Below are 23,956 nucleotides of genomic sequence, written 5' to 3'. Positions count from 1 at the left end.
GGGAAACGCCCGGTTACATTCCGAACCCGGAAGCTAAGCCTTTCAGCGCCGATGGTACTGCAGGGGGGACCCTGTGGGAGAGTAGGACACCGCCGAACACCTGCCCTTTTAGCTCAGTCGGTAGAGCGTCTCCATGGTAAGGAGAAGGTCAACGGTTCGATTCCGTTAAAGGGCTCCACATGAAAAGGCCCCCGCCTCTTGGCGGGGGCCTTTTTGCGTTCCCGGAGGAGGGCGTGTGAAAGGCGCCTTCCCCCGTGCGGGAAGGCGCCTTGGCGTCAGCGGTCGTCCGGTTCGCGGAGGCGCATCGCGAGGATGGCCATGTCGTCGGAGGCCGGGGCCTGGGCGAAGCGTTCGACCGCGCGCAGGACGCGGGCCGCGACCGCGCCGGCCGTCAGGCCCGTACAGGTCTTGAGGACGTCGGCGAGGCCGTCGTCGCCCAGCATGCGGGAGCCCTCGCGGCGCTCCGTGACGCCGTCCGTGACGCACAGGAGGACGTCGCCCGGGTCGAGCGTGACCGTCTCCTCGTAGAGCTCCAGCTCGTCCATGACGCCCAGGAGCGGCTGCGGTTCGGCCGCGGGGCGGACCGTGCCGTCCTGGCTGAGGCGCAGGGGCAGCGGGTGGCCGGCGCAGACGACCTTGAGGATCGCGGAGCCGTCCTCCTGCGGGCGCATCTCGCCGTACAGGAGGGTGAGGAAGCGGCTGCGGGCGCCCTCGTCGAGGATCGCCGCGTTCAGGCGCTCCAGGACCGCCGGGCCGCCCAGGCCCTCGCGGGCCAGGAGGCGCAGGGCGTGGCGGGCCAGGCCGGTGACGGCGGCCGCCTCCGGGCCCGTACCGCAGACGTCGCCGATGGCGAATCCGTACGCGCCGTCGCTGATCGGGAAGAGGTCGTAGAAGTCGCCGCCGACCTCGTTGCCCTCGCCGGCCGCGCGGTAGATGACGTCGACTTCGACGCCCGGGATCTCGGGGAGGCCGGGCGGCAGCAGGCTGCGCTGGAGGGACTGGCTGATGGCCACGCGCTCCGAGTAGAGGCGGGCGTTGTCCAGGGCCAGGGCGGCCCGGCGGGACAGGTCCTCGGCGAGCTCCAGGATCTCCTGGCGGAAGTGGTCCTCGGAGGGCCTGCCGAGCGTCAGCATGCCGATGACCCTGTTCCGGGCCACCAGGGGCAGGACGACCGTCTCGCCGGCGACCGTGCTCGCCGTGGCCAGCGTGGCGTCGATGCCCGGCGAGAGCGGGCTCGACGGGTGGTCGAGGGCGTGGACCGAGGCGGTGAGTGCGGCCCGGTGGGCGGCGTCGCCCGGCGCGGTCCAGACCCGGGCGCCGGGCGTCGGCACCGGGTCGGGCGGCGCGATCGAGGAGAGCAGCTCCTTGAGGCCGTCGATGCGGTCCTCGTCCTCGTGGAGCACGTACGAGAGGTACGGGTCTGAGGACTGGTCGGCGATCGTGTAGACCGCGCACCAGGTCGCGAGGGTGGGGACCGTCATCTGGGCCATCAGGGCCAGGGTCTGGTCGCGGTCGAGGGTGCCGGCCAGGAGGTCGGAGGCCTCGACGAGGAAGCTGAGGGAGCCGCGGCGCAGGCGCTCCAGCTCGCCGAGGCGGGCGGACTCCACGGCCAGGGCGATGCGGTCGGCGGCGAACTGGAGGCGGAGCGCCTCCTCGTTCGAGTAGCGGTTCGCGGCCTCGGCGGCCACGCCCAGGGAGCCGGTGAGGCGGCCCTCGACCTTGAGGGGGACGGTGACCACCGAGCGCATGCCGGTGTCCTCCAGGAGCGGGACGGCTCCGGGGACGGCGGCCAGGTCCTCGTGGACGGCGGGCATCCGGGCGGAGCCGTACCGGCTGGCGCCGGTCTCGACGGGCACGCGCGCGAAGCGCTGGCGGGCGGCCGGGAGGCCGGTGGTGGCCCGTACCTCCAGCTCCGTCTCGTCGTCCGTGGCGAGGAGGAGGAAGGCGGCGTCGCCGTCGAGCATGTCGCGGGCGCGCTCGACCGTGCGCTGGAGCAGGCCGTCGAGGTCGTCGGGGGCCGGGGAGCCGATGAAGACCTCGAAGGGGTCGGCGGAGCGGTTCTCGGCGCCGGGGTCGGCCGCGGGGCGCTGCGGGGTCTGCAGGACCGCCCGCTCGTGCTCGCGGACCAGGAGGCAGACCGTGGAGGGCTCGCCCTGGGAGTCGCGGACCCGCAGGTGCGAGGCGTAGACGGGGACGACCCGGCCGTCGGCGCAGCGGATGCCGTAGCTGCCCTCCCAGCGGGAGAGGCGCAGGGCCTCGGCGAGGCCGGTGCCGGTGCCGGGGGTGTGGGGCCAGGCGGCGAGGTCGCCCAGGGGCTTGCCGGTGACCTGCTCGGAGGCGTACCCGAAGAGTTCCCCGGCGTCCTCGTTCCAGGCGGTGATCGTGCCGCCGCGGTCGATCTGGACGACGGCGACGCGGACGCGGCTGTCGGCGACCGGGAGGAGGGCGTCGGGCAGGACGGGGCCGGCGGAGCGGGTGCCGACCGGGCGCTGCGGGAGGTCGAGGTGGAACCAGACGTGCTTGCGGGTGGGGGAGTAGTCGACGCCCCAGCGGTGGGCGAGGGCGGCGCAGAGCAGCAGGCCGCGGCCGTTCTCGCGGTCGGGCGACGCGAGGGTGCGGCCGCTCTGGACCGGGATCTCGCGCTCGGGGTAGCGGTCGGAGACCTCGACGCGGACGCTGTCGTCGGAGCGCAGGCAGAGCACGTCGGCGGCGGTGCCGGCGTGGATGACGGCATTGGTGACGAGCTCGCTGGTGAGGACGACGGCGTCGTCCACCAGTTCGGGGTGTCCCCAGCCCTGGAGGGTGTCCCGGACGAAGGCCCGTGCGGCCGCGACGGACCGCCCGACGGGCTCGAAGCTGGCAGTCGCCCGCGCGGTGATCACAGCACTCCTCGTACGCGTCTCGACGCCCGGCTCTGCCATGCTCGGTCTGTCCTTCCCGCTGCCCGGTGGTCGTGCGCGCACCACACCGTCCCCGCCGGGCGGACCGGGGCGGCTGGACAGCCGGATGCCAGGTTACTTACCTTCGCTGTCCGAGCGGATGCCGGTCACCGCTGATTCCGTCCCTCAGGGGTAGGGACGCCGTCGAAGCTGCCGAACTGTTATCGCCTGGTTCGGCCACGGTGAAACACTGGGCAGGCTACCGGCAGAGCCGGAGCGGTACGGTCGACCCCTTTCGGGAGGGACACGGTGGAGTCTGGCACGGCGGCGCGTCGCGGCGGAGGCAACGGTACGCGCGCGAGGGGCGGGCGTTCCCGTGGGGGGACGGTCCAGGTGGACGCCGCGGCGCTGGAGCGGTTGCTCTCCGCGCTGGTGTCGATGCGGGACGGGAACTTCCGCAGGCGGCTCACGGTGTCCGGCGACGGGGTCATGGCGGAGATCTCCGCCGTGTTCAACGAGGTCGCGGACCGGCAGATGCACGTGACGGGGGAGCTGTCGCGGGTACGGCGGGTGGTCGGGCGCGAGGGCAAGCTGTCCGAGCGCCTGGAGGCCGGGGCCAGCGAGGGGGCGTGGGCGGCGGCGATCGAGGCCGCGAACGCGCTCGTCGACGACCTGGCCCGGCCGGTGTCCGAGGTGGGACGGGTGCTCTCGGCGGTGGCCGAGGGCGACCTGGAGCAGCGGATGGACCTGCGGTCGGAGGGTTCCGACGGGACGGTCCGGCCGCTGCGGGGCGAGTTCCTGAAGGTCGCGCGTACCGTCAACAACCTCGTCGACCAGCTGTCGGTGTTCGCCTCCGAGGTGACCAGGGTCGCCGTCGAGGTGGGAACCGAGGGGAAGCTGGGCGGTCAGGCGCAGGTGCGCGGGGTGTCCGGCTCGTGGAAGGACCTCACGGACTCGGTCAACACCATGGCGAACCAGCTGACGGCCCAGGTGCGGGACATCGCGCTGGTGACGACGGCGGTCGCCAACGGCGATCTGTCGCAGAAGGTCACGGCGAACGTGGCCGGCGAGATGCTGGAGCTGAAGAACACCGTCAACCGGATGGTGGACCAGCTGTCGTCGTTCTCCTCCGAGGTGACCCGGGTCGCGCGCGAGGTGGGCACCGAGGGCGAGCTGGGCGGTCAGGCCGAGGTGGCCGGGGTCGCCGGGGTGTGGAAGGACCTCACCGACTCCGTCAACACGATGGCGGGCAACCTCACCAATCAGGTGAGGGGGATCGCCGAGGTGACGACCGCCGTCGCCAACGGCGACCTGTCGCAGAAGGTCCGGGTCTCGGCGCGCGGTGAGATCGCGCAGCTCGCGGACACGATCAACCAGATGACCGAGACGCTGCGGACCTTCGCGGACGAGGTGACCCGCGTCTCGGGCGAGGTGGGAGCGCAGGGTCTGCTCGGCGGGCAGGCGCAGGTGCCGGGCGCGGCGGGGACCTGGAAGGACCTCACGGACTCGGTCAACACGGTCTTCCGGAACATCACCACGCAGGTGCGTGACATCGCGCAGGTGACGACGGCGGTCGCCAACGGCGATCTGTCGCAGAAGGTCACGGTCGACGTGGCCGGGGAGATGCTGGAGCTGAAGAACACCGTCAACACGATGGTGGACCAGCTCTCCGCCTTCGGTTCCGAGGTGACCCGGGTGGCCCGGGAGGTCGGCGTCGAGGGCCTGCTCGGCGGCCAGGCCGAGGTGCCGGGCGCGGCGGGGACCTGGAAGGACCTCACGGACTCGGTCAACACGGCCTTCCGCAACCTGACCGGTCAGGTGCGTGACATCGCGCAGGTGACGACGGCGGTGGCCAACGGCGATCTGTCGCAGAAGGTCACGGTCGACGTGGCCGGGGAGATGCTGGAGCTGAAGAACACCGTCAACACGATGGTGTCGCAGCTGTCGTCCTTCGCGGACCAGGTGACCCGGATGGCCCGGGACGTGGGCACCGAGGGCCGGCTCGGCGGCCAGGCGCGCGTGGACGGCGTCTCCGGGCGCTGGCGGGAGCTCACCGACTCGGTGAACTTCATGGCAGGCAACCTGACCTCGCAGGTGCGGCAGATCGCGCAGGTGACGACGGCGGTGGCGCGCGGTGACCTGTCGCAGAAGATCGACGTGGACGCGCGCGGCGAGATCCTGGAGCTGAAGAACACCATCAACACGATGGTCGACCAGCTCTCCGCGTTCGCGGACCAGGTGACGCGGGTGGCCCGCGAGGTGGGCACCGACGGGCGCCTCGGGGGGCAGGCGCAGGTGCCCGGCGTGGCCGGTGTGTGGCGGGACCTGACCGACTCGGTGAACGGCATGGCCGGCAACCTCACCACCCAGGTCCGCAACATCGCCCAGGTCGCCACGGCGGTGGCGCGCGGTGACCTGTCGCAGAAGATCGACGTGGACGCGCGCGGCGAGATCCTGGAGCTGAAGAACACCCTCAACACGATGGTGGACCAGCTGTCGAACTTCGCGGAGCAGGTGACCCGGGTGGCCCGCGAGGTGGGCACCGAGGGCATCCTCGGCGGGCAGGCCGAGGTGCAGGGCGTCTCGGGCACCTGGAAGGACCTCACCCAGTCGGTGAACGGCATGGCGAACAACCTCACCATCCAGGTGCGGAACATCGCCGAGGTCACGACCGCGGTCGCCATGGGCGACCTGTCGAAGAAGATCACGGTCGACGCGCGGGGCGAGATCCTGGAGCTGGTGACGACCGTCAACACGATGGTCGACCAGCTGTCGAACTTCGCGGACGAGGTCACGCGCGTGGCCCGCGAGGTGGGCACGGAGGGCATCCTCGGCGGCCAGGCACGTGTGCGCGGGGTCACGGGCACCTGGAAGGACCTCAGCGACAACGTCAACCTGATGGCCAACAACCTGACCAGTCAGGTGCGGAACATCTCCCGGGTCTCGGCGGCCGTCGCCAACGGCGACCTGACCAAGAAGGTGACGGTCGAGGCGCGCGGCGAGGTCGCGGAGCTGGCCGAGACCGTCAACACGATGGTGACGACCCTGTCGTCCTTCGCGGACGAGGTCACGCGCGTGGCCCGCGAGGTGGGCACGGAGGGCGAGCTGGGCGGCCAGGCCCGGGTGCCGGGGGTCTCGGGCACCTGGAAGGACCTGACCGAGTCGGTGAACTCGATGGCCGACAACCTCACCGGCCAGGTGCGGCAGATCGCCGCCGTCACCACCGCCATCGCCAAGGGTGACCTCACCAAGAAGATCGACATCGACGCCCGCGGCGAGATCCAGGAGCTGAAGAACACCATCAACACGATGGTCGACCAGCTGTCGAACTTCGCCGAGGAGGTCACCCGGGTGGCCCGCGAGGTGGGCACCGACGGGCAGCTCGGCGGTCAGGCCCGGGTCCGGGACGTCGAGGGCACCTGGAGCGACCTCACCGAGTCCGTGAACGAGATGGCAGGGAACCTCACCCGGCAGGTGCGGGCGATCGCCGCCGTCGCCACCGCGGTGACCCGCGGCGACCTGAACGTCAAGATCGACGGCGTGGACGCGGCCGGCGAGATCCAGGCGCTCCAGGACAACATCAACACGATGATCGCCAACCTGCGGGACACCACCCTCGCCAACGACGAGCAGGACTGGCTCAAGAGCAACCTGGCCCGCATCTCCGGCCTCATGCAGGGCCGGCGGGACCTCGACGACGTCGCCTCGCTCATCATGAGCGAGCTGACCCCGGTCGTCTCGGCCCAGCACGGCGCCTTCTTCGTGGCGATGCCGACCGGCTCCGCCCACGGCGACGCCGAACTGGTCGGCGAGGGCGACGGCTCGTACGAGCTGCGGATGCGCGGGAGTTACGGGTACTCGCCCGGTTCCATGCCGACCTCGTTCCGGCCCGGCGAGACCCTCATCGGGACGGCGGCCGAGGAGAAGCGGACCATCCAGCTCAACGCGCCCCCCGGCTACCTGAAGATCTCCTCCGGGCTCGGTGAGGCCTCGCCCGCGCACGTGATCGTCCTTCCGGTCCTCTTCGAGGGGAAGGTCCTCGGCGTGATCGAGCTGGCCTCCTTCCAGCCGTTCACCCAGATCCAGCGGGACTTCCTCAACCAGATCGCCGAGCTGATCGCCACCACCGTCAACACCATCAGCGTCAACACCAAGACGGAGGTGCTGCTCAAGCAGTCGCAGGAGCTCACCGAGCAGCTCAAGGAGCGCTCGGCCGAGCTGGAGCACCGGCAGAAGGAGCTCCAGGGCTCCAACCTGGAGCTGGAGGAGAAGGCCGAGCTCCTCGCCCGGCAGAACCGCGACATCGAGGTGAAGAACACCGAGATCGAGGAGGCCCGGCAGGTCCTGGAGGAGCGGGCCGAACAGCTCGCCGTCTCCATGCGGTACAAGTCCGAGTTCCTGGCGAACATGTCGCACGAGCTGCGCACCCCGCTCAACTCGCTGCTCATCCTGGCCAAGCTGCTCGCGGACAACGCCGAGACGAACCTGACGCCGAAGCAGGTCGAGTTCGCGGAGACCATCCACGGGGCCGGTTCGGACCTGCTCCAGCTGATCAACGACATCCTGGACCTGTCCAAGGTCGAGGCGGGCAAGATGGACGTCTCGCCGACCCGGATCGCGCTCGTGCAGCTCGTGGACTACGTGGAGGCGACCTTCCGGCCACTGACGGCGGAGAAGGGGCTCGACTTCTCGGTGCGGGTCTCGCCGGAGCTGCCGGCCACGCTCCACACCGACGAGCAGCGCCTCCTCCAGGTGCTGCGCAACCTCCTGTCCAACGCGGTGAAGTTCACCGACACGGGCGCGGTGGAGCTGGTGATCAGGCCGGCCGGCGCGGACGTGCCGCAGTCGATCCGCGAGCAGCTCCTGGAGGCCGGTTCGCTGCGCGACCCGGAGGCCGACCTGATCGCGTTCTCGGTCACCGACACCGGGATCGGGATCGCGGCCGGCAAGATGCGGGTCATCTTCGAGGCCTTCAAGCAGGCCGACGGCACGACCAGCCGGAAGTACGGCGGTACGGGCCTGGGCCTGTCGATCAGCCGGGAGATCGCGCGGTTGCTCGGCGGCGAGATCTTCGCCGTGAGCGAGCCGGGCCGCGGCTCGACGTTCACCCTGTACCTGCCGCTGAACCCGACCGAGCTGCCCGCGCCGGGCCAGGGCCAGGGGGCGCAGGACGGCGAGGACCCGCAGCAGGGCGCCGAGGAGGGGGCGGCCGGGGCCGTCCAGCCGTTCCCGCACTTCCCGTCGGCGCCCGTGCGGACGGAGGCGCGCTCCGGGGCCGGGGCGCTGTTCCGGCACCGCCGGAAGGCGGCCGCGGAGGCGACCGGGGCGCGGGGCGAGGTGCCGGGTCAGTCCGGGCAGCAGCCCGTACCGGAGCGCGAGGAGGCGGAGGAGGCGGCGCCGCGGCGCACCTTCGGCTTCTCGGGCGAGAAGGTGCTCATCGTGGACGACGACATCCGCAACGTCTTCGCGCTCACCAGCGTCCTGGAACAGCACGGGCTCGCGGTGCTCTACGCGGAGAACGGGCGGGAGGGCATCGAGGTCCTGGAACAGCACGACGACGCGGCGGTCGTCCTGATGGACATCATGATGCCGGAGATGGACGGGTACGCGACGACGACCGCGATCCGGCGGATGCCGCAGTTCGCCGGCCTCCCGATCATCGCCCTGACGGCGAAGGCGATGAAGGGCGACAGGGAGAAGGCGATCGAGTCGGGTGCCTCGGACTACGTGACCAAGCCGGTCGATCCCGACCACCTGCTGTCCGTCATGGAGCAGTGGATGCGGCGGGAGTGACCCGGGCCGGGGCCGCGCGGCCCGGGTCCTTCCCGGGCGCGCCCCGGAAAGATCTCTGACGGGCTGTCGCCAAGGGCGTGTGAGATGCGGGAATACGGGGAACCTTCTGGTCTCCCACCGCGTTTTTCCTCCGTGCACAGTGACATCGCGGTGACAGGGTGTGGCGACGGGCGGGGTGCGGCTACGATGACCGGCACAAGGACGGACGGCGCTAGGGAGTCGTCTTCTGGGGCGGCGCCCGGTGCCTCCCCCGGTTCGGGGGACCGGGCAGAGCCGTTGCCGGGACGAGGAGGACGGGGCATGGTGCAGAAGGCCAAGATCCTCCTGGTCGATGACCGGCCGGAGAATCTGCTGGCGCTGGAGGCCATTCTCTCCGCGCTCGATCAGACGCTGGTGCGGGCATCGTCCGGGGAGGAAGCGCTCAAGGCGCTGTTGACGGACGACTTCGCGGTCATCCTGCTCGACGTCCAGATGCCGGGAATGGACGGTTTCGAGACCGCCGCCCACATCAAGCGGCGCGAGCGGACCCGGGACATCCCGATCATCTTCCTCACCGCCATCAACCACGGCCCCCACCACACCTTCCGGGGGTACGCGGCGGGCGCGGTCGACTACATCTCGAAGCCCTTCGACCCGTGGGTGCTGCGCGCCAAGGTCTCCGTCTTCGTCGAGCTCTACATGAAGAACTGCAAGCTGCGCGAGCAGGCCGCGCTGCTGCGGCTCCAGTTGGAGGGTGGCGGCGAGAGCGGCCACGGCAAGGAGTCCGCCGGTCTGCTCGCCGAGCTCTCCGCCCGCCTCGCGGCCGTCGAGGAGCAGGCGGAGGCCCTGTCGAAGCAGCTCGACGACGATTCGGCCGATGCGGCCGCCGTCGCCACCGCCGCGCACCTGGAGCGCAAGCTGACCGGTCTCCGGCGGGCCCTGGACGCCCTGGAGCCGGGCGCCGGCGCCGCGCCGTCCCTGCCCGGCCAGAGCTGACGAAACGTCACGAAGCGCCCCGGTCCGTCACGGTCCGGGGCGCTTCGTCATGATGCGGTGTCAGCATCGCGCCTCCGCGCGGACGACACGAACGGGTGAGGCGGACAGCCGGTTCCCACACGGGTAACCTCGGCATCATGGCTTCACGTACGTCCGGCAAGGCCCAGGGCACGGCGGGCGCCGCAAAGCCGCGCGCCGGCCGTACGACGGGCGCCGCGAAGAAGGCGGCACCCGCGAAGTCCCCCGCCAAACCGCCCGCCAAGAACCCTTCGGCGAAGGGCGCCGCGAAGAAGGCGCCGGCCCGGAAGGCCGCGCCCGGCAAGCGCCCGCCCGCGCGGAAGACCGCGGCGAAGAAGGTCCCGCCGCGTCCCGCGCCGTCCCCGACCGGAGGCGTCTACCGGCTCGTGCGCGGCGCCTGGCTCGGACTCGCCCACGCGGTGGGCGCGGTCTTCCGGGGCATAGGACGCGGCGCCAAGGGACTCGACCCGGTCCACCGCAAGGACGGCCTCGCGCTGCTCCTCCTCGGCCTCGCGCTGATCGTCGCCGTGGGCACCTGGTCCAATCTGCGCGGCCCGGTCGGCGACCTCGTCGAACTCCTCGTCACCGGGGCGTTCGGCCGGCTCGACCTGCTGGTGCCGCTGCTCGTCGGCGGGATCGGCGTGCGTCTGATGCTCTATCCGGAGCGGCCCGAGGCCAACGGCCGGATCGTCATCGGCCTCTCCGCCCTCGCCCTCGGTGTCCTGGGCCAGGTGCACATCGCGTGCGGCTCGCCCGGCCGCGGTGACGGCGCCGACGCCGTGCAGGACGCGGGCGGCCTGATCGGCTGGGCCGCGTCCCAGCCCCTCGTCTTCATGATGGGCGAGGTCCTCGCCGTACCGCTGCTGGTGCTGCTCACCGTCTTCGGCCTGCTCGTCGTCACCGCCACCCCGGTCAACGCGATCCCGCAGCGCCTGCGGGCCCTGGGCATCAGGCTCGGGATCGTGGAGGCGCCGTACGACCCGGCGGGGGCCGAGGAGTACGCGCGCGAGGAGTACGACGAGGACTGGCGGGACGCGGAGCCCGGGCCCGTGCGGCCCGCCCGCCGCCGCGCCCCCGGCCCCGTGGAGCCGTACGACGTGGACCGGGCCGAGGCGGAGGTCCTTGAGCGGCGCGGCCGCTCGGCGCGCCGCCCCTCCCGGCGGACCGGCTCCGAGGCGGGCCTCGACCCGGTGGACGTCGCCGCCGCGGCGGCCGCGGCGCTGGACGGCGCGGTCCTGAACGGCATGCCCCCGTCGCCGGTCGTGGCCGACCTGACCAAGGACGTCACCGCCGAGCGGAGCGCCGCCGTGGTCGGGGAGGTCGCGGAGAAGGCGACCGCGCCCGTGCCGCCCGCCCGGGGCGAGGACGCGCGCGGCGGCGGAGGCGTACCCGATCTGACCAAGCCCGCGCCCGAGCCGACGGATCTGCCGGCACGGGCCGAGCAGCTCCAGCTCTCCGGCGACATCACGTACGCGTTGCCGTCGATGGAGTTGCTGGAGCGCGGTGGGCCGGGCAAGACGCGCAGTGCGGCGAACGACGCCGTGGTGGCGTCGTTGTCGAACGTGTTCGCCGAGTTCAAGGTGGACGCGGCGGTCACCGGCTTCACGCGGGGGCCGACGGTCACGCGGTACGAGGTGGAGCTCGGGCCGGCGGTGAAGGTCGAGAAGATCACGGCCCTGGCCAAGAACATCGCCTACGCGGTCGCGTCCCCGGACGTGCGGATCATCTCGCCGATCCCGGGCAAGTCCGCGGTCGGCATCGAGATCCCCAACAGCGACCGGGAGATGGTCAACCTCGGGGACGTGCTGCGGCTCGCGGACGCGGCCGGGGACGACCACCCCATGCTGGTCGCGCTCGGCAAGGACGTCGAGGGCGGCTACGTGATGGCCAACCTGGCGAAGATGCCGCACGTCCTGGTCGCCGGCGCCACCGGCTCCGGCAAGTCCTCGTGCATCAACTGCCTGATCACCTCGGTGATGATAAGGGCGACCCCCGAGGACGTGCGGATGGTGCTCGTGGACCCCAAGCGGGTCGAGCTGACCGCCTACGAGGGCATCCCGCACCTGATCACCCCGATCATCACCAACCCCAAGAAGGCCGCCGAGGCCCTGCAGTGGGTGGTGCGCGAGATGGACCTGCGCTACGACGACCTGGCGGCCTTCGGCTTCCGGCACATCGACGACTTCAACGAGGCCATCCGGGCCGGCAAGGTCCAGCTCCCGCCGGGCAGCGAGCGCGAGCTCAGCCCCTATCCGTACCTCCTGGTGATCGTCGACGAGCTCGCCGACCTGATGATGGTCGCGCCCCGGGACGTCGAGGACGCGATCGTGCGCATCACCCAGTTGGCCCGTGCCGCCGGCATCCATCTGGTCCTGGCCACCCAGCGGCCGTCCGTGGACGTGGTCACCGGTCTGATCAAGGCGAACGTGCCCTCCCGGCTCGCCTTCGCGACCTCCTCGCTCGCCGACAGCCGGGTCATCCTCGACCAGCCCGGTGCCGAGAAGCTGATCGGCAAGGGCGACGGGCTGTTCCTGCCGATGGGCGCCAACAAGCCCGTCCGCATGCAGGGCGCCTTCGTCACCGAGCACGAGGTCGCCGCCGTCGTGCAGCACTGCAAGGACCAGATGACGCCGGTGTTCCGGGACGACGTCACCGTGGGCAGCAAGCAGAAGAAGGAGATCGACGAGGAGATCGGCGACGACCTCGACCTGCTGTGCCAGGCCGCCGAGCTGGTCGTCTCCACCCAGTTCGGCTCCACCTCCATGCTCCAGCGCAAACTGCGCGTCGGCTTCGCCAAGGCCGGCCGGCTGATGGACCTCATGGAGTCGCGGAACATCGTCGGACCCAGCGAGGGATCCAAGGCACGCGACGTACTCGTCAAGCCCGACGAGCTGGACGGGGTCCTCGCCGTGATCCGCGGCGAGTCGGGGGAGTAGGGGGCCGGTGCGAGGGCGGGGCGGGCTTCGGTACGGGGCCGGGTGTGGGTGACGGAAGGCGGGGTACCCGTTCGAGATCCGGCCGAGACTCACTCGTAAGAAACGGGTGAGCAACCGTTTCCCCTGGCCGTACGTCAAGTTGGACGGAGGGACAGAAGGATGTCCCAGCCTCATGGCGTACAAACAGCACCCGCCCGGTTGCCCCACCCTTTCGTACCACCCATAGACTGAACGTCCAGCAGGTGGCTACACGCTCGAAAGGCGCTCTCGTGTCCATCGGCAACTCCCCCGAAGACGACCGGACCTTCCCGGCAGGCGACCGGGAAGCGATCGGTCGTGCCCTCCAGCAGGCCCGTATCGCCGCCGGTCTCACCGTCGAAGAGGTCAGTGCCTCCACCCGTGTCCGGATCCCGATCGTGCACGCGATCGAGGAGGACGACTTCTCGCGCTGTGGCGGCGACGTCTACGCCCGCGGCCACATCCGTACCCTCGCGCGCGCCGTCGGCCTCGACCCGGCTCCGCTGATCGAGCAGTTCGACGCCGACCACGGCGGCCGTCCCGCACCCACCCCCGCCGCCCCGCTGTTCGAGGCGGAACGCATCCGTCCCGAGCCGCGCCGGCCCAACTGGACCGCCGCGATGGTCGCGGCCATCGTGGCCGTCGTCGGGTTCGTCGGCTTCACGATGTTCGACGAGAACGACGCCCCGAAGGGGACCACCGCGGCCGACGGCGGCCCGGCGCCCGCCCCCGAGCAGGCGACCTCCGCCGCCAAGCCGAAGCCGGTCAAGCCCGTCGCGCCCAAGCCCACCGAGAGCGCGATCGCCGCGGTCCCGCAGGACAAGGTCACGGTCAAGCTCTCCGCCACCGACGGCAAGAGCTGGATCTCGGCCAAGGCCCACGACGGCAAGCTGCTCTTCGACGGGCTGCTCCTGGAGGGCGAGTCCAAGACCTTCCAGGACGACGAGCGCGTCGACCTGGTCCTCGGCAACGCCGGCGCCATCGAGCTCTACGTCAACGGCAAGAAGGTCGCCGACACGTTCGAATCCGGCCAGGTCGAGCGGCTCACCTACACCAAGGGCGACCCCCAGGCCGGCTGAGCCGGTCCGGCGCCGCCGTGATGTGACCTCCGTCGCGCGGGTGAACCCTGCGCGACGGGGGAACGGCCGGGACGAAGTAGTCTTGAGCCCATGCCCGAACGCCGTACCGTCGCCCTTGTCACTCTTGGCTGCGCCCGTAACGAGGTGGACTCGGAGGAGCTCGCAGGCCGCTTGGCAGCGGACGGCTGGGAGCTCGTCGAGAACGCCGAGCAAGCCGATGTCGCCGTCGTCAACACCTGCGGATTCGTCGAGGCCGCCAAGAAGGACTCCGTCGACGCCCTGCTCGAAGCCAATGATCTGAAGGACCACGGCAGGACCCAGGCCGTCGTCGCCGTCGGCTGCATGGCCGAGCGGTACGGCAAGGAGCTCGCCGAAGCCCTCCCGGAGGCCGACGGCGTCCTCGGCTTCGACGACTACGCCGACATCTCCGACCGCCTCCAGACCATCCTCAGCGGTGGCAGCGTCGAGGCCCACACCCCGCGCGACCGGCGCAAGCTGCTGCCGCTCTCGCCCGTGGAGCGCCAGGAGGCCGCGGCCGCCGTGGCCCTGCCCGGGCACGGCGACGGCGCCGAGGCGCCCACCGACGCCCCGGCCGACCTGCCCGAGGGCCTCGCGCCCGCCTCCGGACCGCGCGCCCCGCTCCGCCGGCGCCTGGACGCCAGCCCCGTCGCCTCCGTGAAGCTGGCCTCCGGCTGCGACCGCCGCTGCACCTTCTGCGCCATCCCCTCCTTCCGCGGCTCCTTCGTCTCGCGCCGCCCCTCGGACGTGCTGAACGAGACGCGCTGGCTCGCCGAGCAGGGCGTGAAGGAGATCATGCTGGTCTCCGAGAACAACACCTCCTACGGCAAGGACCTCGGCGACATCCGCCTCCTGGAGGGCCTGCTGCCCGAGCTGGCGGCCGTGGACGGCATCGAGCGCGTCCGCGTCAGCTACCTCCAGCCCGCCGAGATGCGCCCCGGCCTGATCGACGTCCTCACCTCCACCGAGAAGGTCGCCCCGTACTTCGACCTCTCCTTCCAGCACAGCGCCCCCGACGTGCTGCGGTCCATGCGCCGCTTCGGCGACACCGACCGCTTCCTGGAGCTCCTGGAGACCATCCGCTCCAAGGCCCCCACGGCCGGTGCCCGCTCCAACTTCATCGTCGGCTTCCCCGGCGAGACCGAGGCGGACTTCGCCGAGCTGGAACGCTTCATCACCCACGCGCGCCTCGACGCCATCGGCGTCTTCGGCTACTCCGACGAGGACGGCACCGAGGCCGCCACGTACGAGCACAAGCTCGACCAGGACGTGGTCGACAAGCGGCTCGCCCACCTCTCCCGGCTCGCAGAGGAGCTCACCGCGCAGCGCGCGGAGGAGCGGATCGGGGAGACCCTGGAGGTACTGGTCGAGTCCCTGGACGAGGAGGACGGCTGGATCGGCCGCGCCGCCCACCAGGCCCCCGAGACCGACGGGCAGGTGGTCCTCGTCACGGCCGACGGCACGGACCCCGACCTGGCCCCGGGCCGTATGGTCAGGGCGAAGGTCGTCGGGACGGAGGGCGTCGACCTGGTGGCCGAGTGTCTTTTCGAGGAGGCGGGCAGATGACCGGAGTCCCGGCGTCCGCGACGGGCGGGACCGGTAGGCCGACGCCCCGCGGCAAGCTGGGCGCGGTGGCCGTCGACCAGGCCAGCCTGTGGAACATCGCGAACATCCTCACCATGGTCCGGCTGGTGCTCGTGCCGGCCTTCGTGGTGCTGCTGCTCCAGGACGGCGGGCACGACCCCGCGTGGCGGGCCTGGGCCTGGGCGGCGTTCGCGGTGGCGATGATCACGGACGTCTTCGACGGGCACCTCGCCCGTACGTACAACCTGGTCACCGATTTCGGGAAGATCGCCGATCCGATCGCGGACAAGGCGATCATGGCGGCCGGCCTGGTCTCCCTGTCCGCGCTCGGGGACCTCCCCTGGTGGGTGACCGCGGTCATCCTGGCCCGGGAGCTGGGGATCACCCTGATGCGGTTCTGGGTCATCCGGCACGGGGTCATCCCCGCCAGCCGCGGCGGCAAGATGAAGACCCTGGCCCAGGGCACGGCCGTCGGCATGTACGTGCTGATGCTCACCGGGCCGCTGGCCACCCTCCGCTTCTGGGTGATGACGGTGGCCGTCGTGCTGACGGTCCTCACCGGTCTCGACTACGTGCGCCAGGCCGTCGTGCTGCGGCGCCGGGGCCTCGCCGCCGAGCGGGCAGCCGCCGAGCGCTCGGAGGCGGCCGCACGATGACCGAGGCCGCCCGGGTGCTCGCGCTGCTCGCCGAACGCGGTCAGACGCTGGCCGTCGCGGAGTCGCTCACGGGCGGCCTGGTGGCCGCCGAGCTCACCGGTGTGCCGGGTGCCTCGGCGTCCTTCCGGGGGTCCGTCACCGCCTACGCCACCGCCCTCAAGCACGAGCTCCTCGGCGTCGACGGGACCCTGCTCGCGGAGCGCGGCGCGGTCGATCCCGAGGTCGCGTCGCAGATGGCGACCGGTGTACGGGTCCGGCTCGGCGCCGACTGGGGCATCGCGACGACCGGGGTCGCGGGGCCGGACCCGCAGGACGGGCAGCCCGTCGGGACCGTCTATGTGGCGGTCGCGGGCCCGGCCGGGGACGCGTCCCGTACGGGGGCGCCGGCGGGGCCCCCGGTGGGGAAAGTGGTGCCGTTGAGGTTGAACGGCGACCGCGGGGAAATCCGTAGGGAGAGCGTACGGATCGTGCTCGAGCTGCTCCACGAGGAACTCTCGGGAAATGTGCGGGCACAGGATACGGAACAGAACGGGGGGAATTGATGTTTGCAGCCCTGAGTGAACACGACATCGCTCCCCGCACGGCCGCGGCGCGAGGCGGTACGGTGGGGCGTGAAGGATGCGGCTACGCGGTCCGAGGAGGGAGCCACCGATGATTCTGCTCCGTCGCCTGCTGGGTGACGTGCTGCGTCGGCAGCGCCAGCGCCAGGGCCGTACTCTGCGCGAAGTCTCCTCGTCCGCCCGAGTCTCGCTCGGCTATCTCTCCGAGGTGGAGCGGGGGCAGAAGGAGGCTTCCTCCGAACTGCTCTCCGCGATCTGCGACGCGTTGGACGTACGGATGTCCGAGCTCATGCGCGAAGTGAGCGACGAACTGTCGCTGGCCGAACTGGCCGAGTCGGCAGCAGCGAGCGAACAGGTGCCGGCACCGGTTCGTCCGATGCTCAATTCGGTGTCGGTGACGTCGGTGGCGGGTGTGCCGACCGAGCGGGTGACCATCAAGGCACCCGCGGAAGCGGTCGACGTCGTCGCCGCCTGAACCGAAACGAGGGCGAAGCCCCGGTCCGTGTCCCGTGAGGGACGCCGACCGGGGCTTCGCCCTTTCCGGGATTTCTTTGGGACGGTTTGTTTGAGATGCCGGGTTCCGGTGAGGCGTGCCATGGTGGGGAAACGTTCGACTGGTTGGAGATTCCACATGTCTGTCGTGAAGAGCACGCTGTCCGAGACCGACCTCAAGACGGTCGGCGACGCGCTCCAGGGCGCCCTGGTCGACCTGGTCGACCTCTCCCTGGTGGCCAAGCAGGTGCACTGGAACGTCGTCGGACCGCGCTTCCGCTCCGTCCACCTCCAGCTGGACGAGGTGGTCACCACCGCCCGGACGCACTCCGACACCGTGGCCGAGCGGGCCTCCGCCCTGGGCGTCAACCCGGACGGGCGAGCCGCGACCGTGGCGTCGTCGAGCGCGATCGGAACGGTGCCGGAGGGCTGGATCAAGGACGTGGAGGCGGTGAAGATCCTCGTCGACGCCCTCGGGGCCGTCACCACCCGGATGCGGGAGCGGATCGACGCGACCGGCGACCCCGACCCGGTCACCCAGGACATCCTGATCGCCCTCACGGGTGAGCTGGAGAAGCACGCGTGGATGTTCCAGGCGGAGAGCGTCTGAGGCGGGCCGGGGCGTGCTGATACGTACGGTGCGCGCCGGGGCGGGCCCCGGTGCGCCCTCCCGCAGGGTGATCCTGCCGGTCTAGCGTCGACCGCGGGAGGCGGCCATGGTACGGCGACGGTTTCCGCCGGCAACGCTCGCGCTGGTCGCGGTCGGGCTGGCGGCCGGGGGGCTCTGGTGGTGGGCGGTGCTGCGCCTGCTGCTCGTCCCGGGCGAGACCGGGCCAGTCGAGGGCGTGATGGCCGCGGGCGGTTGGGGCCTGAGCCTGCTGCCCGTGCACGTGGCCGCCTCGTCGGGGCCGCCGGGCGCGCTCGTCCGGCGCCTCGGCAGGCTGCCGTGGCGCCGGTGGCGGGGCGCGGGGCCCGGGTCGGCGTGAGGGCCGTGTTCGGCGTGAGCGACGTGTTAGGTGTGGGGCGTGTTCAGTGTGAGAGGCATGTTCGGTGGGGGACTCGCTTGGTGTGAGGGGCGTGTTCCGTTCCAGGGTGTGACGAAGACGTGGGGCCGCCGCGGTTGTGGGGTCGTGGCGGACGGACGGTCACACTGACGGGCTCGTATCGGCTTCCTGCCGGTGCGGGCCCTTCTGGCATCCAGGGCACCAGTACGTGACCCGGTCCCCGAGCTCCGCCTTGCGGATGCGGGCGCCGCAGCGCAGACAGGGGCGGCCCGCGCGGCCGTAGACGTGGAGCAGGGTGCCGGGGCGGCGCACGGTGGTGACGCGCCGGTCCGGGTGGTCCTTGTTGAGGTCGAGCAGGCGGTGGGCGGTCGCCACCAGACGGGCGGGAACGCCGGGCTCCAGCTCGCCCACGGGGAGCCAGGGGGTGACGGCGGCGAGGAACGCCAGCTCCGACTTGTAGACGTTGCCGATACCGGCCAGGTTGCGCTGGTCGAGGAGGGCCTCCCCGAGCGTCCTCGCCGGATCGGCCGTCAGTCTGCGCACGGCCTCCTCCGGGTCCCAGTCGGGACCGAGCAGGTCCGGACCGAGATGGCCCACCACGTGCGACTCCTCGTCGGTGCGCAGGAGCTCCACGATCGGGAGCCGGTAGCCGTACGCGGTGGACTCCGCGTTCCCCAGGACGGCCCGGATCTGGTGGTCGGGGCCGCCGCGGGGCCGCTCCCCGGTGGCGTACACCCGCCAGGCGCCGTCCATCCGCAGATGGGAGTGGAGGGTGAGCCCGCCCTCGATCCGGGCGAGCAGGTGCTTGCCGCGCGGGGTGACGTCGAGGAGCGTGCGGCCGGTGAGGTCGGCGGTGGCGAAGCGGGGCACCCGCAGGTCCGAGCGGGTGAGTACCCGCCCGGCGAGTGCGGCGTGCAGGCGGTGGGCCACCTGCCAGACGGTGTCTCCTTCGGGCACGGTCCTCCTCGGGTCACGGTCTCTCGGGCACGGTCGCGGGAACGCCGGGGGCCGGCCTCCTTTCGGGCTTCTTCCCGGGGGCGCGTCGACAAGACACCCCCTAGGGCATGTGTCGAAAATCCCGCCTGCCCGGTGGCGTCCGGCACGCACTCGCCCGTAGTCCTTCGGGCACGGGGGTGCCCCCAGCCGCGTTGTCGGGATCGCCCCGATACATCAAGTATCGGGGCGACCCTCCGCCTTGCGATCGCACGCACCGGACGTCGCCGGGCCTGCCCTCCGGGCAGACGACGTTCCTTTCGACACACGCTCTAGGCGCGCAGGCGCAGGCCTCTGGGGGTGGCCAGGAAGCCCGCCGCCTCCAGGGGGCGGGCCAGCGGGGAGGTCAGGGCCGCGGCGCCGTTGAGCCGTTCCACCGTGACCGTGCCCAGGGTGCCCGCGCGGGCGGACGCGGCCAGGGCCTCTGCCGCCGCTGTGAGGGCCGGGTCGTCCGGGTCGGTCGGCCAGGACAGGAGCGTCTTGCCGCCGCGCTCCACGTAGAGCGTCAGCTCGCCGTCGACCAGGACCACCATCGCGCCCGCCTTGCGGCCCGGTTTGTGCCCGGCGCCGGTCGGCGGCTCGGGCCAGGACAGGGCGGCGCCGTACGCGTTCGCCGGATCGGCCGCCGCCAGGACCAGGGCTCGCGGACCGGCCGCCGCCTCGACGCCCCGGTCCCGCGCGGTCGCCGCGGCCCGCAGCCGGTCCACCGCGCCGTCCATCGCGAACTGGGCCGCGCCGAGCCCCTCCACGACATAGCCCCTGCGGGCCTGGCCGCTGTCCTCGAAGGCGGCCAGGATCCGGTACACGGCCGAGAAACCGCCCTCCACGCCCTCGGCGGCCACCGCGCCCCGGGTGACCACCCCGTGCCGGTCCAGGAGGGTGCGGGCCAGGGCGTGCGCCCGCTGGGTCGGCTCCGGTTCGCGCGACGGCAGCAGCGACCAGCGGCCCGAGACCGTGGGCGGGCCCGTGCGGGACACCGGCCGGGCCGACGCGGTCAGGGTGCCGTACCGGCCGCGGGGGACCGTGCGGCGCGCGCGGTGCGCGGTGGCGCCGGCCGTGCGGCCCGAGCCGAGCAGCGCCCGCAGCGGGGCGAGGGTGTCATTAGTGAGCCGGCCCGACCAGGCCAGGTCCCAGAGCGCGTCGGTCAGCTGCGGATCGGTGGCGTCCGGGTGGGTGGTCGCCCGGACCTGGTCGGCGATCTGGCGGAAGAACAGGCCGTACCCGCCGGAGAGGGCGGTGAGCACCGACTCGTGCAGCGCGGACAGCTCCAGCGGGTGCGGCGGGGGCAGGAGCAGCGGGGCCGCGTCCGCGAGGTACAGCGAGACCCAGCCGTCCTTGCCGGGCAGCGAGCCCGCGCCCGCCCACACCACCTCGCCGGTGGTCGTCAGCTCGTCCAGCATCGCCGGGGAGTAGTCCCGCACCCGGGACGGCAGGACCAGCTTCTCCAGGGCGGAGGCCGGGACGGGGGCGCCCTGGAGCTGCTCGACCGCCCGGACCAGGCCGTCGATCCCGTGCAGACGGTGGCTCCCCAGGTGCTGCCACTGGGGCAGGAAGGAGGCGAGGGCCGCCGGGGGCACCGGCTCCAGCTCGTGGCGCAGGGCCGCCAGGGAGCGCCGGCGCAGTCGGCGCAGGACGGTGGCGTCGCACCACTCCTGGCCGATGCCCGAGGGATGGAACTCGCCCTGGACGACCCGTCCGGACGCGGCGAGCCGCTGGAGGGCGCCGTCGGTGACGGCCGTGCCCAGGCCGAAGCGCTCACCGGCCAGGGAGGAGGTGAACGGGCCGTGCGTGCGCGCGTACCGGGCGAGGAGGTCGCCCAGCGGGTCCTTGACCGGCTCGGTGAAGGCCTCGGGGACGCCGACCGGCAGGGCCGTGCCCAGGGCGTCCCTGAGCCGGCCCGCGTCCTCGATCGCCGCCCAGTGCTCCCGGCCCCCGATCCGCACCCGGATCGCGCGCCGCGCCGCCTCCAGCTCGCCCGCCCAGTCCGGATCGGCGCCCCGCTCGGCCAGCTCGGCGCCGGTGAGCGGGCCCAGGACCCGCAGCAGGTCGGCGACGCCCTCCACGTCCTTGATCCGCCGGTCCTCCGTCAGCCACTGGAGCTCCCGCTCCAGCTCCGTCAGGACGTCCGCGTCGAGCAGCTCGCGCAGCTCCGCCTGGCCGAGCAGCTCGGCGAGCAGCCGGGAGTCCAGGGAGAGCGCGGCGGCCCGCCGCTCCGCGAGCGGCGAGTCGCCCTCGTACAGGAACTGCGCCACGTAGCCGAAGAGCAGCGAGCGGGCGAAGGGGGACGGCTCGGGGGTGGTGACCTCGACGAGGCGGACCCGGCGGGCCTCGATGTCGCCCATCAGCTCCGTCAGGCCCGGGAGGTCGAAGACGTCCTGGAGGCACTCGCGGACGGCTTCCAGGACGATCGGGAACGAGCCGAACTCGCTCGCCACCTGGAGGAGCTGGGCAGCGCGCTGCCGCTGCTGCCACAGCGGGGTGCGCTTGCCCGGGTTCCGCTTCGGCAGCAGCAGGGCGCGGGCGGCGCACTCGCGGAAGCGGGAGGCGAACAGCGCGGAACCGCCCACCTGTTCGGTGACGACCTGCCCGATCTCGCCCTTGTCGAAGAGGGCGTCGGCCGCGCCGACGGGCGCCTTGTCCGCGTCGTACGCCTTGTCCGCGTGGCGGCCCGGGTCGACCGGCTCGTGGTCGAGGAGGTCCAGGCCCATGTCCAGGCCCATCAGGTCGGCGTCCGGCAGACGCAGCACGATGCCGTCGTCCGCGTGCATCACCTGCGCGTCCATGCCGTACCGCTCGGCGAGCCGGGCGCCGAGGGCCAGCGCCCACGGGGCGTGCACCTGCGCCCCGAACGGGGAGTGGATGACGACCCGCCAGTCCCCGAGCTCGTCCCGGAAGCGCTCGACCAGGATCGTCCGGTCGTCCGGCACGTGGCCGCAGGCCTCGCGCTGCTCCTTGAGGTACGCCAGGACGTTCTCGGCGGCCCACGCGTCGAGCCCGGCGGCGAGCAGCCGCAGCCGCGCGTCCTCGTCCTCCAGGGCACCGATCTCGCGGAGGAACGCGCCCACCGCCCGGCCCAGTTCGAGCGGGCGGCCCAGCTGGTCGCCCTTCCAGAACGGCAGCCGGCCCGGCGCGCCGGGCGCGGGGGTGACCAGGACCCGGTCCCGGGTGATGTCCTCGATCCGCCACGAGGTGGTGCCGAGCGTGAACACGTCGCCCACCCGCGACTCGTACACCATCTCCTCGTCGAGCTCCCCGACCCGGCCCCCGCCCTTCTTGGGGTCGGAGCCCGCCAGGAAGACGCCGAACAGGCCCCGGTCGGGGATCGTGCCGCCCGAGGTGACGGCGAGCCGCTGTGCACCCGGCCGGCCCGTGACCGTCCCGGCCACCCGGTCCCAGACCACGCGCGGGCGCAGCTCGGCGAAGGCGTCCGAGGGATACCGCCCCGCCAGCATGTCGAGGACGCCCGTGAACGCGGACTCGGGCAGCGACGCGAACGGCGCCGCCCGGCGCACCACCGCGAGCAGGTCGTCCACCTGCCAGGTGTCGAGCGCGACCATCGCGACCAGCTGCTGCGCGAGCACGTCCAGCGGATTGGCGGGGATCCGCAGGGACTCGATGGCCCCCGTCCGCATCCGCTCGGTGACCACGGCCGCCTGCACCAGGTCCCCCCGGTACTTGGGGAAGACCACGCCCGTCGACACCGCGCCGACCTGGTGGCCCGCGCGGCCCACCCGCTGGAGCCCGGAGGCCACCGAGGGCGGCGACTCGACCTGCACGACCAGGTCCACCGCGCCCATGTCGATGCCCAGCTCCAGGCTGGAGGTGGCCACCACGGCGGGCAGCCGGCCCGCCTTCAGGTCCTCCTCGACCTGGGCGCGCTGCTCCTTGGACACCGAGCCGTGATGGGCCCGGGCGAGCAGCGGCGGGGCGCCGTGCGCCGCCCCCGACTGGGCCATGACCTCGGCCGGGGGAGCCCCCTCGGGCAGGGGCTCGCCGGTCGCCCGCTCGTACGCGATCTCGTTGAGCCGGTTGCACAGGCGCTCGGCCAGGCGCCGGGAGTTGGCGAAGACGATCGTGGAGCGGTGCGACTGCACCAGGTCGGCGATCCGTTCCTCCACGTGCGGCCAGATCGACGGCCTGTCCCCGCCTTCCTTGCCCTCGGAGGCCGGGGAGCCGCCCAGCTCGCCCATGTCCTCGACGGGGACGACGACGGAGAGGTCGAACTCCTTGCCCGACGGCGGCTGCACGATCTCCACGGCGCGCCCCGGCGACAGGTAGCGGGCCACCTCGTCGACCGGCCGGACCGTGGCCGACAGGCCGATCCGGCGCGCGGGCCTCGGCAACAGCTCGTCGAGCCGCTCCAGGGAGAGCGCCAGGTGCGCACCCCGCTTCGTGCCCGCGACCGCGTGGACCTCGTCCAGGATGACCGTCTCCACGCCCGCCAGGGCGTCGCGGGCGGCGGAGGTCAGCATCAGGAACAACGACTCGGGGGTGGTGATCAGGATGTCCGGCGGCTTGGTCGCGAGCGTCCGGCGCTCGGCGGCCGGGGTGTCGCCGGAGCGGATCCCGACCCGGACGTCCGGCTCGGGCAGTCCGAGCCGCACCGACTCCTGGCGGATGCCGGTCAGCGGAGAGCGCAGGTTCCGCTCGACGTCCACCGCGAGGGCCTTCAGCGGGGACACGTACAGCACGCGGCAGCGCTTCCTCGCCTCGGCGGGCGGGGGAGCGGACGCCAGCCGGTCCAGGGAGGCGAGGAAGGCCGCCAGCGTCTTGCCCGAGCCGGTCGGGGCGACGACCAGCACGTCGGAGCCCGCCCCGATGGCGTTCCAGGCGCCCTCCTGCGCCGCCGTGGGCGCGGTGAAGGCCCCGGTGAACCAACCACGGGTCGCGGGGGAGAACGAGTCGAGCGCGGACCTGACCATGCCCCCATCGTGCACCCGGGCACTGACAA

The 23,956-nt window shown here is 72.4% G+C and carries 13 protein-coding genes, 1 tRNA gene and 1 rRNA gene; 12 read left to right on the top strand and 3 right to left on the bottom strand.

Going from position 1 to position 23,956, the window contains the following annotated elements; translation table 11 throughout:
- Both rrf and OO47_RS28755 read left to right on the top strand, forming a co-directional pair.
- Window positions 1-98 (top strand): 5S ribosomal RNA (gene rrf, locus OO47_RS34210); the annotation flags it as partial.
- A 4-nt stretch (window positions 99-102) separates the two neighbouring features.
- Window positions 103-178 (top strand) — tRNA-Thr (locus OO47_RS28755).
- Between the two features lie 97 nt (window positions 179-275).
- On the opposite strand, the gene OO47_RS28750 is transcribed toward OO47_RS28755, so the two are convergent.
- Entirely contained in the window at window positions 276-2,921 is a 2,646-nt protein-coding gene (locus OO47_RS28750) for a SpoIIE family protein phosphatase (protein ID WP_030221439.1), read from the bottom strand.
- A 267-nt stretch (window positions 2,922-3,188) separates the two neighbouring features.
- Between OO47_RS28750 and OO47_RS28745 the strand changes: the two genes are divergently transcribed.
- The 10 genes from OO47_RS28745 to OO47_RS28700 all read left to right on the top strand — a co-directional run bounded on the left by OO47_RS28745 (window position 3,189) and on the right by OO47_RS28700 (window position 17,994).
- On the top strand, window positions 3,189-8,672 hold the full coding sequence (locus tag OO47_RS28745; protein ID WP_199812353.1) for a HAMP domain-containing protein: 5,484 nt from the start codon (window positions 3,189-3,191) through the stop codon (window positions 8,670-8,672).
- Window positions 8,673-8,972: 300 nt separating this feature from the next.
- Window positions 8,973-9,647 carry a response regulator gene (locus OO47_RS28740; protein ID WP_030221433.1) on the top strand — a complete coding sequence of 225 codons (675 nt, stop codon included), beginning with the start codon at window positions 8,973-8,975 and terminating at the stop codon, window positions 9,645-9,647.
- Between the two features lie 137 nt (window positions 9,648-9,784).
- Window positions 9,785-12,601, top strand: a complete 2,817-nt coding sequence (locus OO47_RS28735) for a DNA translocase FtsK (RefSeq protein WP_051716336.1) — start codon at window positions 9,785-9,787, stop codon at window positions 12,599-12,601.
- Window positions 12,602-12,870: 269 nt separating this feature from the next.
- On the top strand, window positions 12,871-13,698 hold the full coding sequence (locus OO47_RS28730; RefSeq protein WP_030221428.1) for a helix-turn-helix domain-containing protein: 828 nt from the start codon (window positions 12,871-12,873) through the stop codon (window positions 13,696-13,698).
- A gap of 90 nt (window positions 13,699-13,788) precedes the next feature.
- Entirely contained in the window at window positions 13,789-15,282 is a 1,494-nt protein-coding gene (gene rimO, locus OO47_RS28725) for a 30S ribosomal protein S12 methylthiotransferase RimO (RefSeq protein ID WP_030221426.1), read from the top strand.
- The gene (pgsA, locus tag OO47_RS28720) at window positions 15,279-15,956 is read left to right on the top strand and encodes a CDP-diacylglycerol--glycerol-3-phosphate 3-phosphatidyltransferase (RefSeq protein WP_030221422.1); all 678 of its coding nucleotides are present in this window, start codon (window positions 15,279-15,281) and stop codon (window positions 15,954-15,956) included. Before rimO ends, pgsA begins: the two co-directional genes overlap by 4 nt.
- Entirely contained in the window at window positions 15,953-16,498 is a 546-nt protein-coding gene (locus tag OO47_RS28715) for a CinA family protein (RefSeq protein ID WP_030221419.1), read from the top strand. The genes pgsA and OO47_RS28715 overlap by 4 nt, the downstream gene beginning before the upstream one ends.
- 109 nt (window positions 16,499-16,607) lie before the next feature.
- Window positions 16,608-16,991 (top strand): helix-turn-helix domain-containing protein, encoded by a 384-nt coding sequence (locus OO47_RS28710; protein ID WP_030221417.1) that lies wholly within the window; start codon window positions 16,608-16,610, stop codon window positions 16,989-16,991.
- A gap of 156 nt (window positions 16,992-17,147) precedes the next feature.
- The gene (locus tag OO47_RS28705) at window positions 17,148-17,618 is read left to right on the top strand and encodes a Dps family protein (protein WP_030221413.1); all 471 of its coding nucleotides are present in this window, start codon (window positions 17,148-17,150) and stop codon (window positions 17,616-17,618) included.
- Between the two features lie 106 nt (window positions 17,619-17,724).
- Window positions 17,725-17,994, top strand: a complete 270-nt coding sequence (locus OO47_RS28700) for a hypothetical protein (protein ID WP_030221410.1) — start codon at window positions 17,725-17,727, stop codon at window positions 17,992-17,994.
- 159 nt (window positions 17,995-18,153) lie between these two features.
- Here OO47_RS28700 and OO47_RS28695 read toward each other — a convergent pair whose 3' ends face one another.
- Complete coding sequence (locus OO47_RS28695; protein ID WP_030221407.1) at window positions 18,154-18,969, bottom strand: Fpg/Nei family DNA glycosylase; 816 nt, start codon at window positions 18,967-18,969, stop codon at window positions 18,154-18,156.
- Window positions 18,970-19,277: 308 nt separating this feature from the next.
- Window positions 19,278-23,927, bottom strand: coding sequence for an ATP-dependent helicase (locus OO47_RS28690; protein ID WP_030221404.1), 4,650 nt, complete (start codon window positions 23,925-23,927; stop codon window positions 19,278-19,280).
- Between the last annotated feature and the right edge of the window lie 29 nt (window positions 23,928-23,956).

It is taken from the genome of Streptomyces bikiniensis, from assembly GCF_000716625.1.
GTDB classification, from domain to species: domain Bacteria; phylum Actinomycetota; class Actinomycetes; order Streptomycetales; family Streptomycetaceae; genus Streptomyces; species Streptomyces bikiniensis.
The sequence above is the reverse complement of the archived record's forward strand: the minus strand, read 5'-3'. Positions and strand labels throughout refer to the sequence as shown.

Coding starts and splice junctions, on each gene's coding strand:
- OO47_RS28750 (WP_030221439.1), bottom strand. CDS start 2,921: ATGGCAGAGCCGGGCGTCGAGACGCGTACGAGGAGTGCTGTGATCACC.
- OO47_RS28740 (WP_030221433.1), top strand. CDS start 8,973: ATGGTGCAGAAGGCCAAGATCCTCCTGGTCGATGACCGGCCGGAGAAT.
- OO47_RS28735 (WP_051716336.1), top strand. CDS start 9,785: ATGGCTTCACGTACGTCCGGCAAGGCCCAGGGCACGGCGGGCGCCGCA.
- rimO (WP_030221426.1), top strand. CDS start 13,789: ATGCCCGAACGCCGTACCGTCGCCCTTGTCACTCTTGGCTGCGCCCGT.
- pgsA (WP_030221422.1), top strand. CDS start 15,279: ATGACCGGAGTCCCGGCGTCCGCGACGGGCGGGACCGGTAGGCCGACG.
- OO47_RS28715 (WP_030221419.1), top strand. CDS start 15,953: ATGACCGAGGCCGCCCGGGTGCTCGCGCTGCTCGCCGAACGCGGTCAG.
- OO47_RS28710 (WP_030221417.1), top strand. CDS start 16,608: ATGATTCTGCTCCGTCGCCTGCTGGGTGACGTGCTGCGTCGGCAGCGC.
- OO47_RS28705 (WP_030221413.1), top strand. CDS start 17,148: ATGTCTGTCGTGAAGAGCACGCTGTCCGAGACCGACCTCAAGACGGTC.
- OO47_RS28700 (WP_030221410.1), top strand. CDS start 17,725: ATGGTACGGCGACGGTTTCCGCCGGCAACGCTCGCGCTGGTCGCGGTC.
- OO47_RS28690 (WP_030221404.1), bottom strand. CDS start 23,927: ATGGTCAGGTCCGCGCTCGACTCGTTCTCCCCCGCGACCCGTGGTTGG.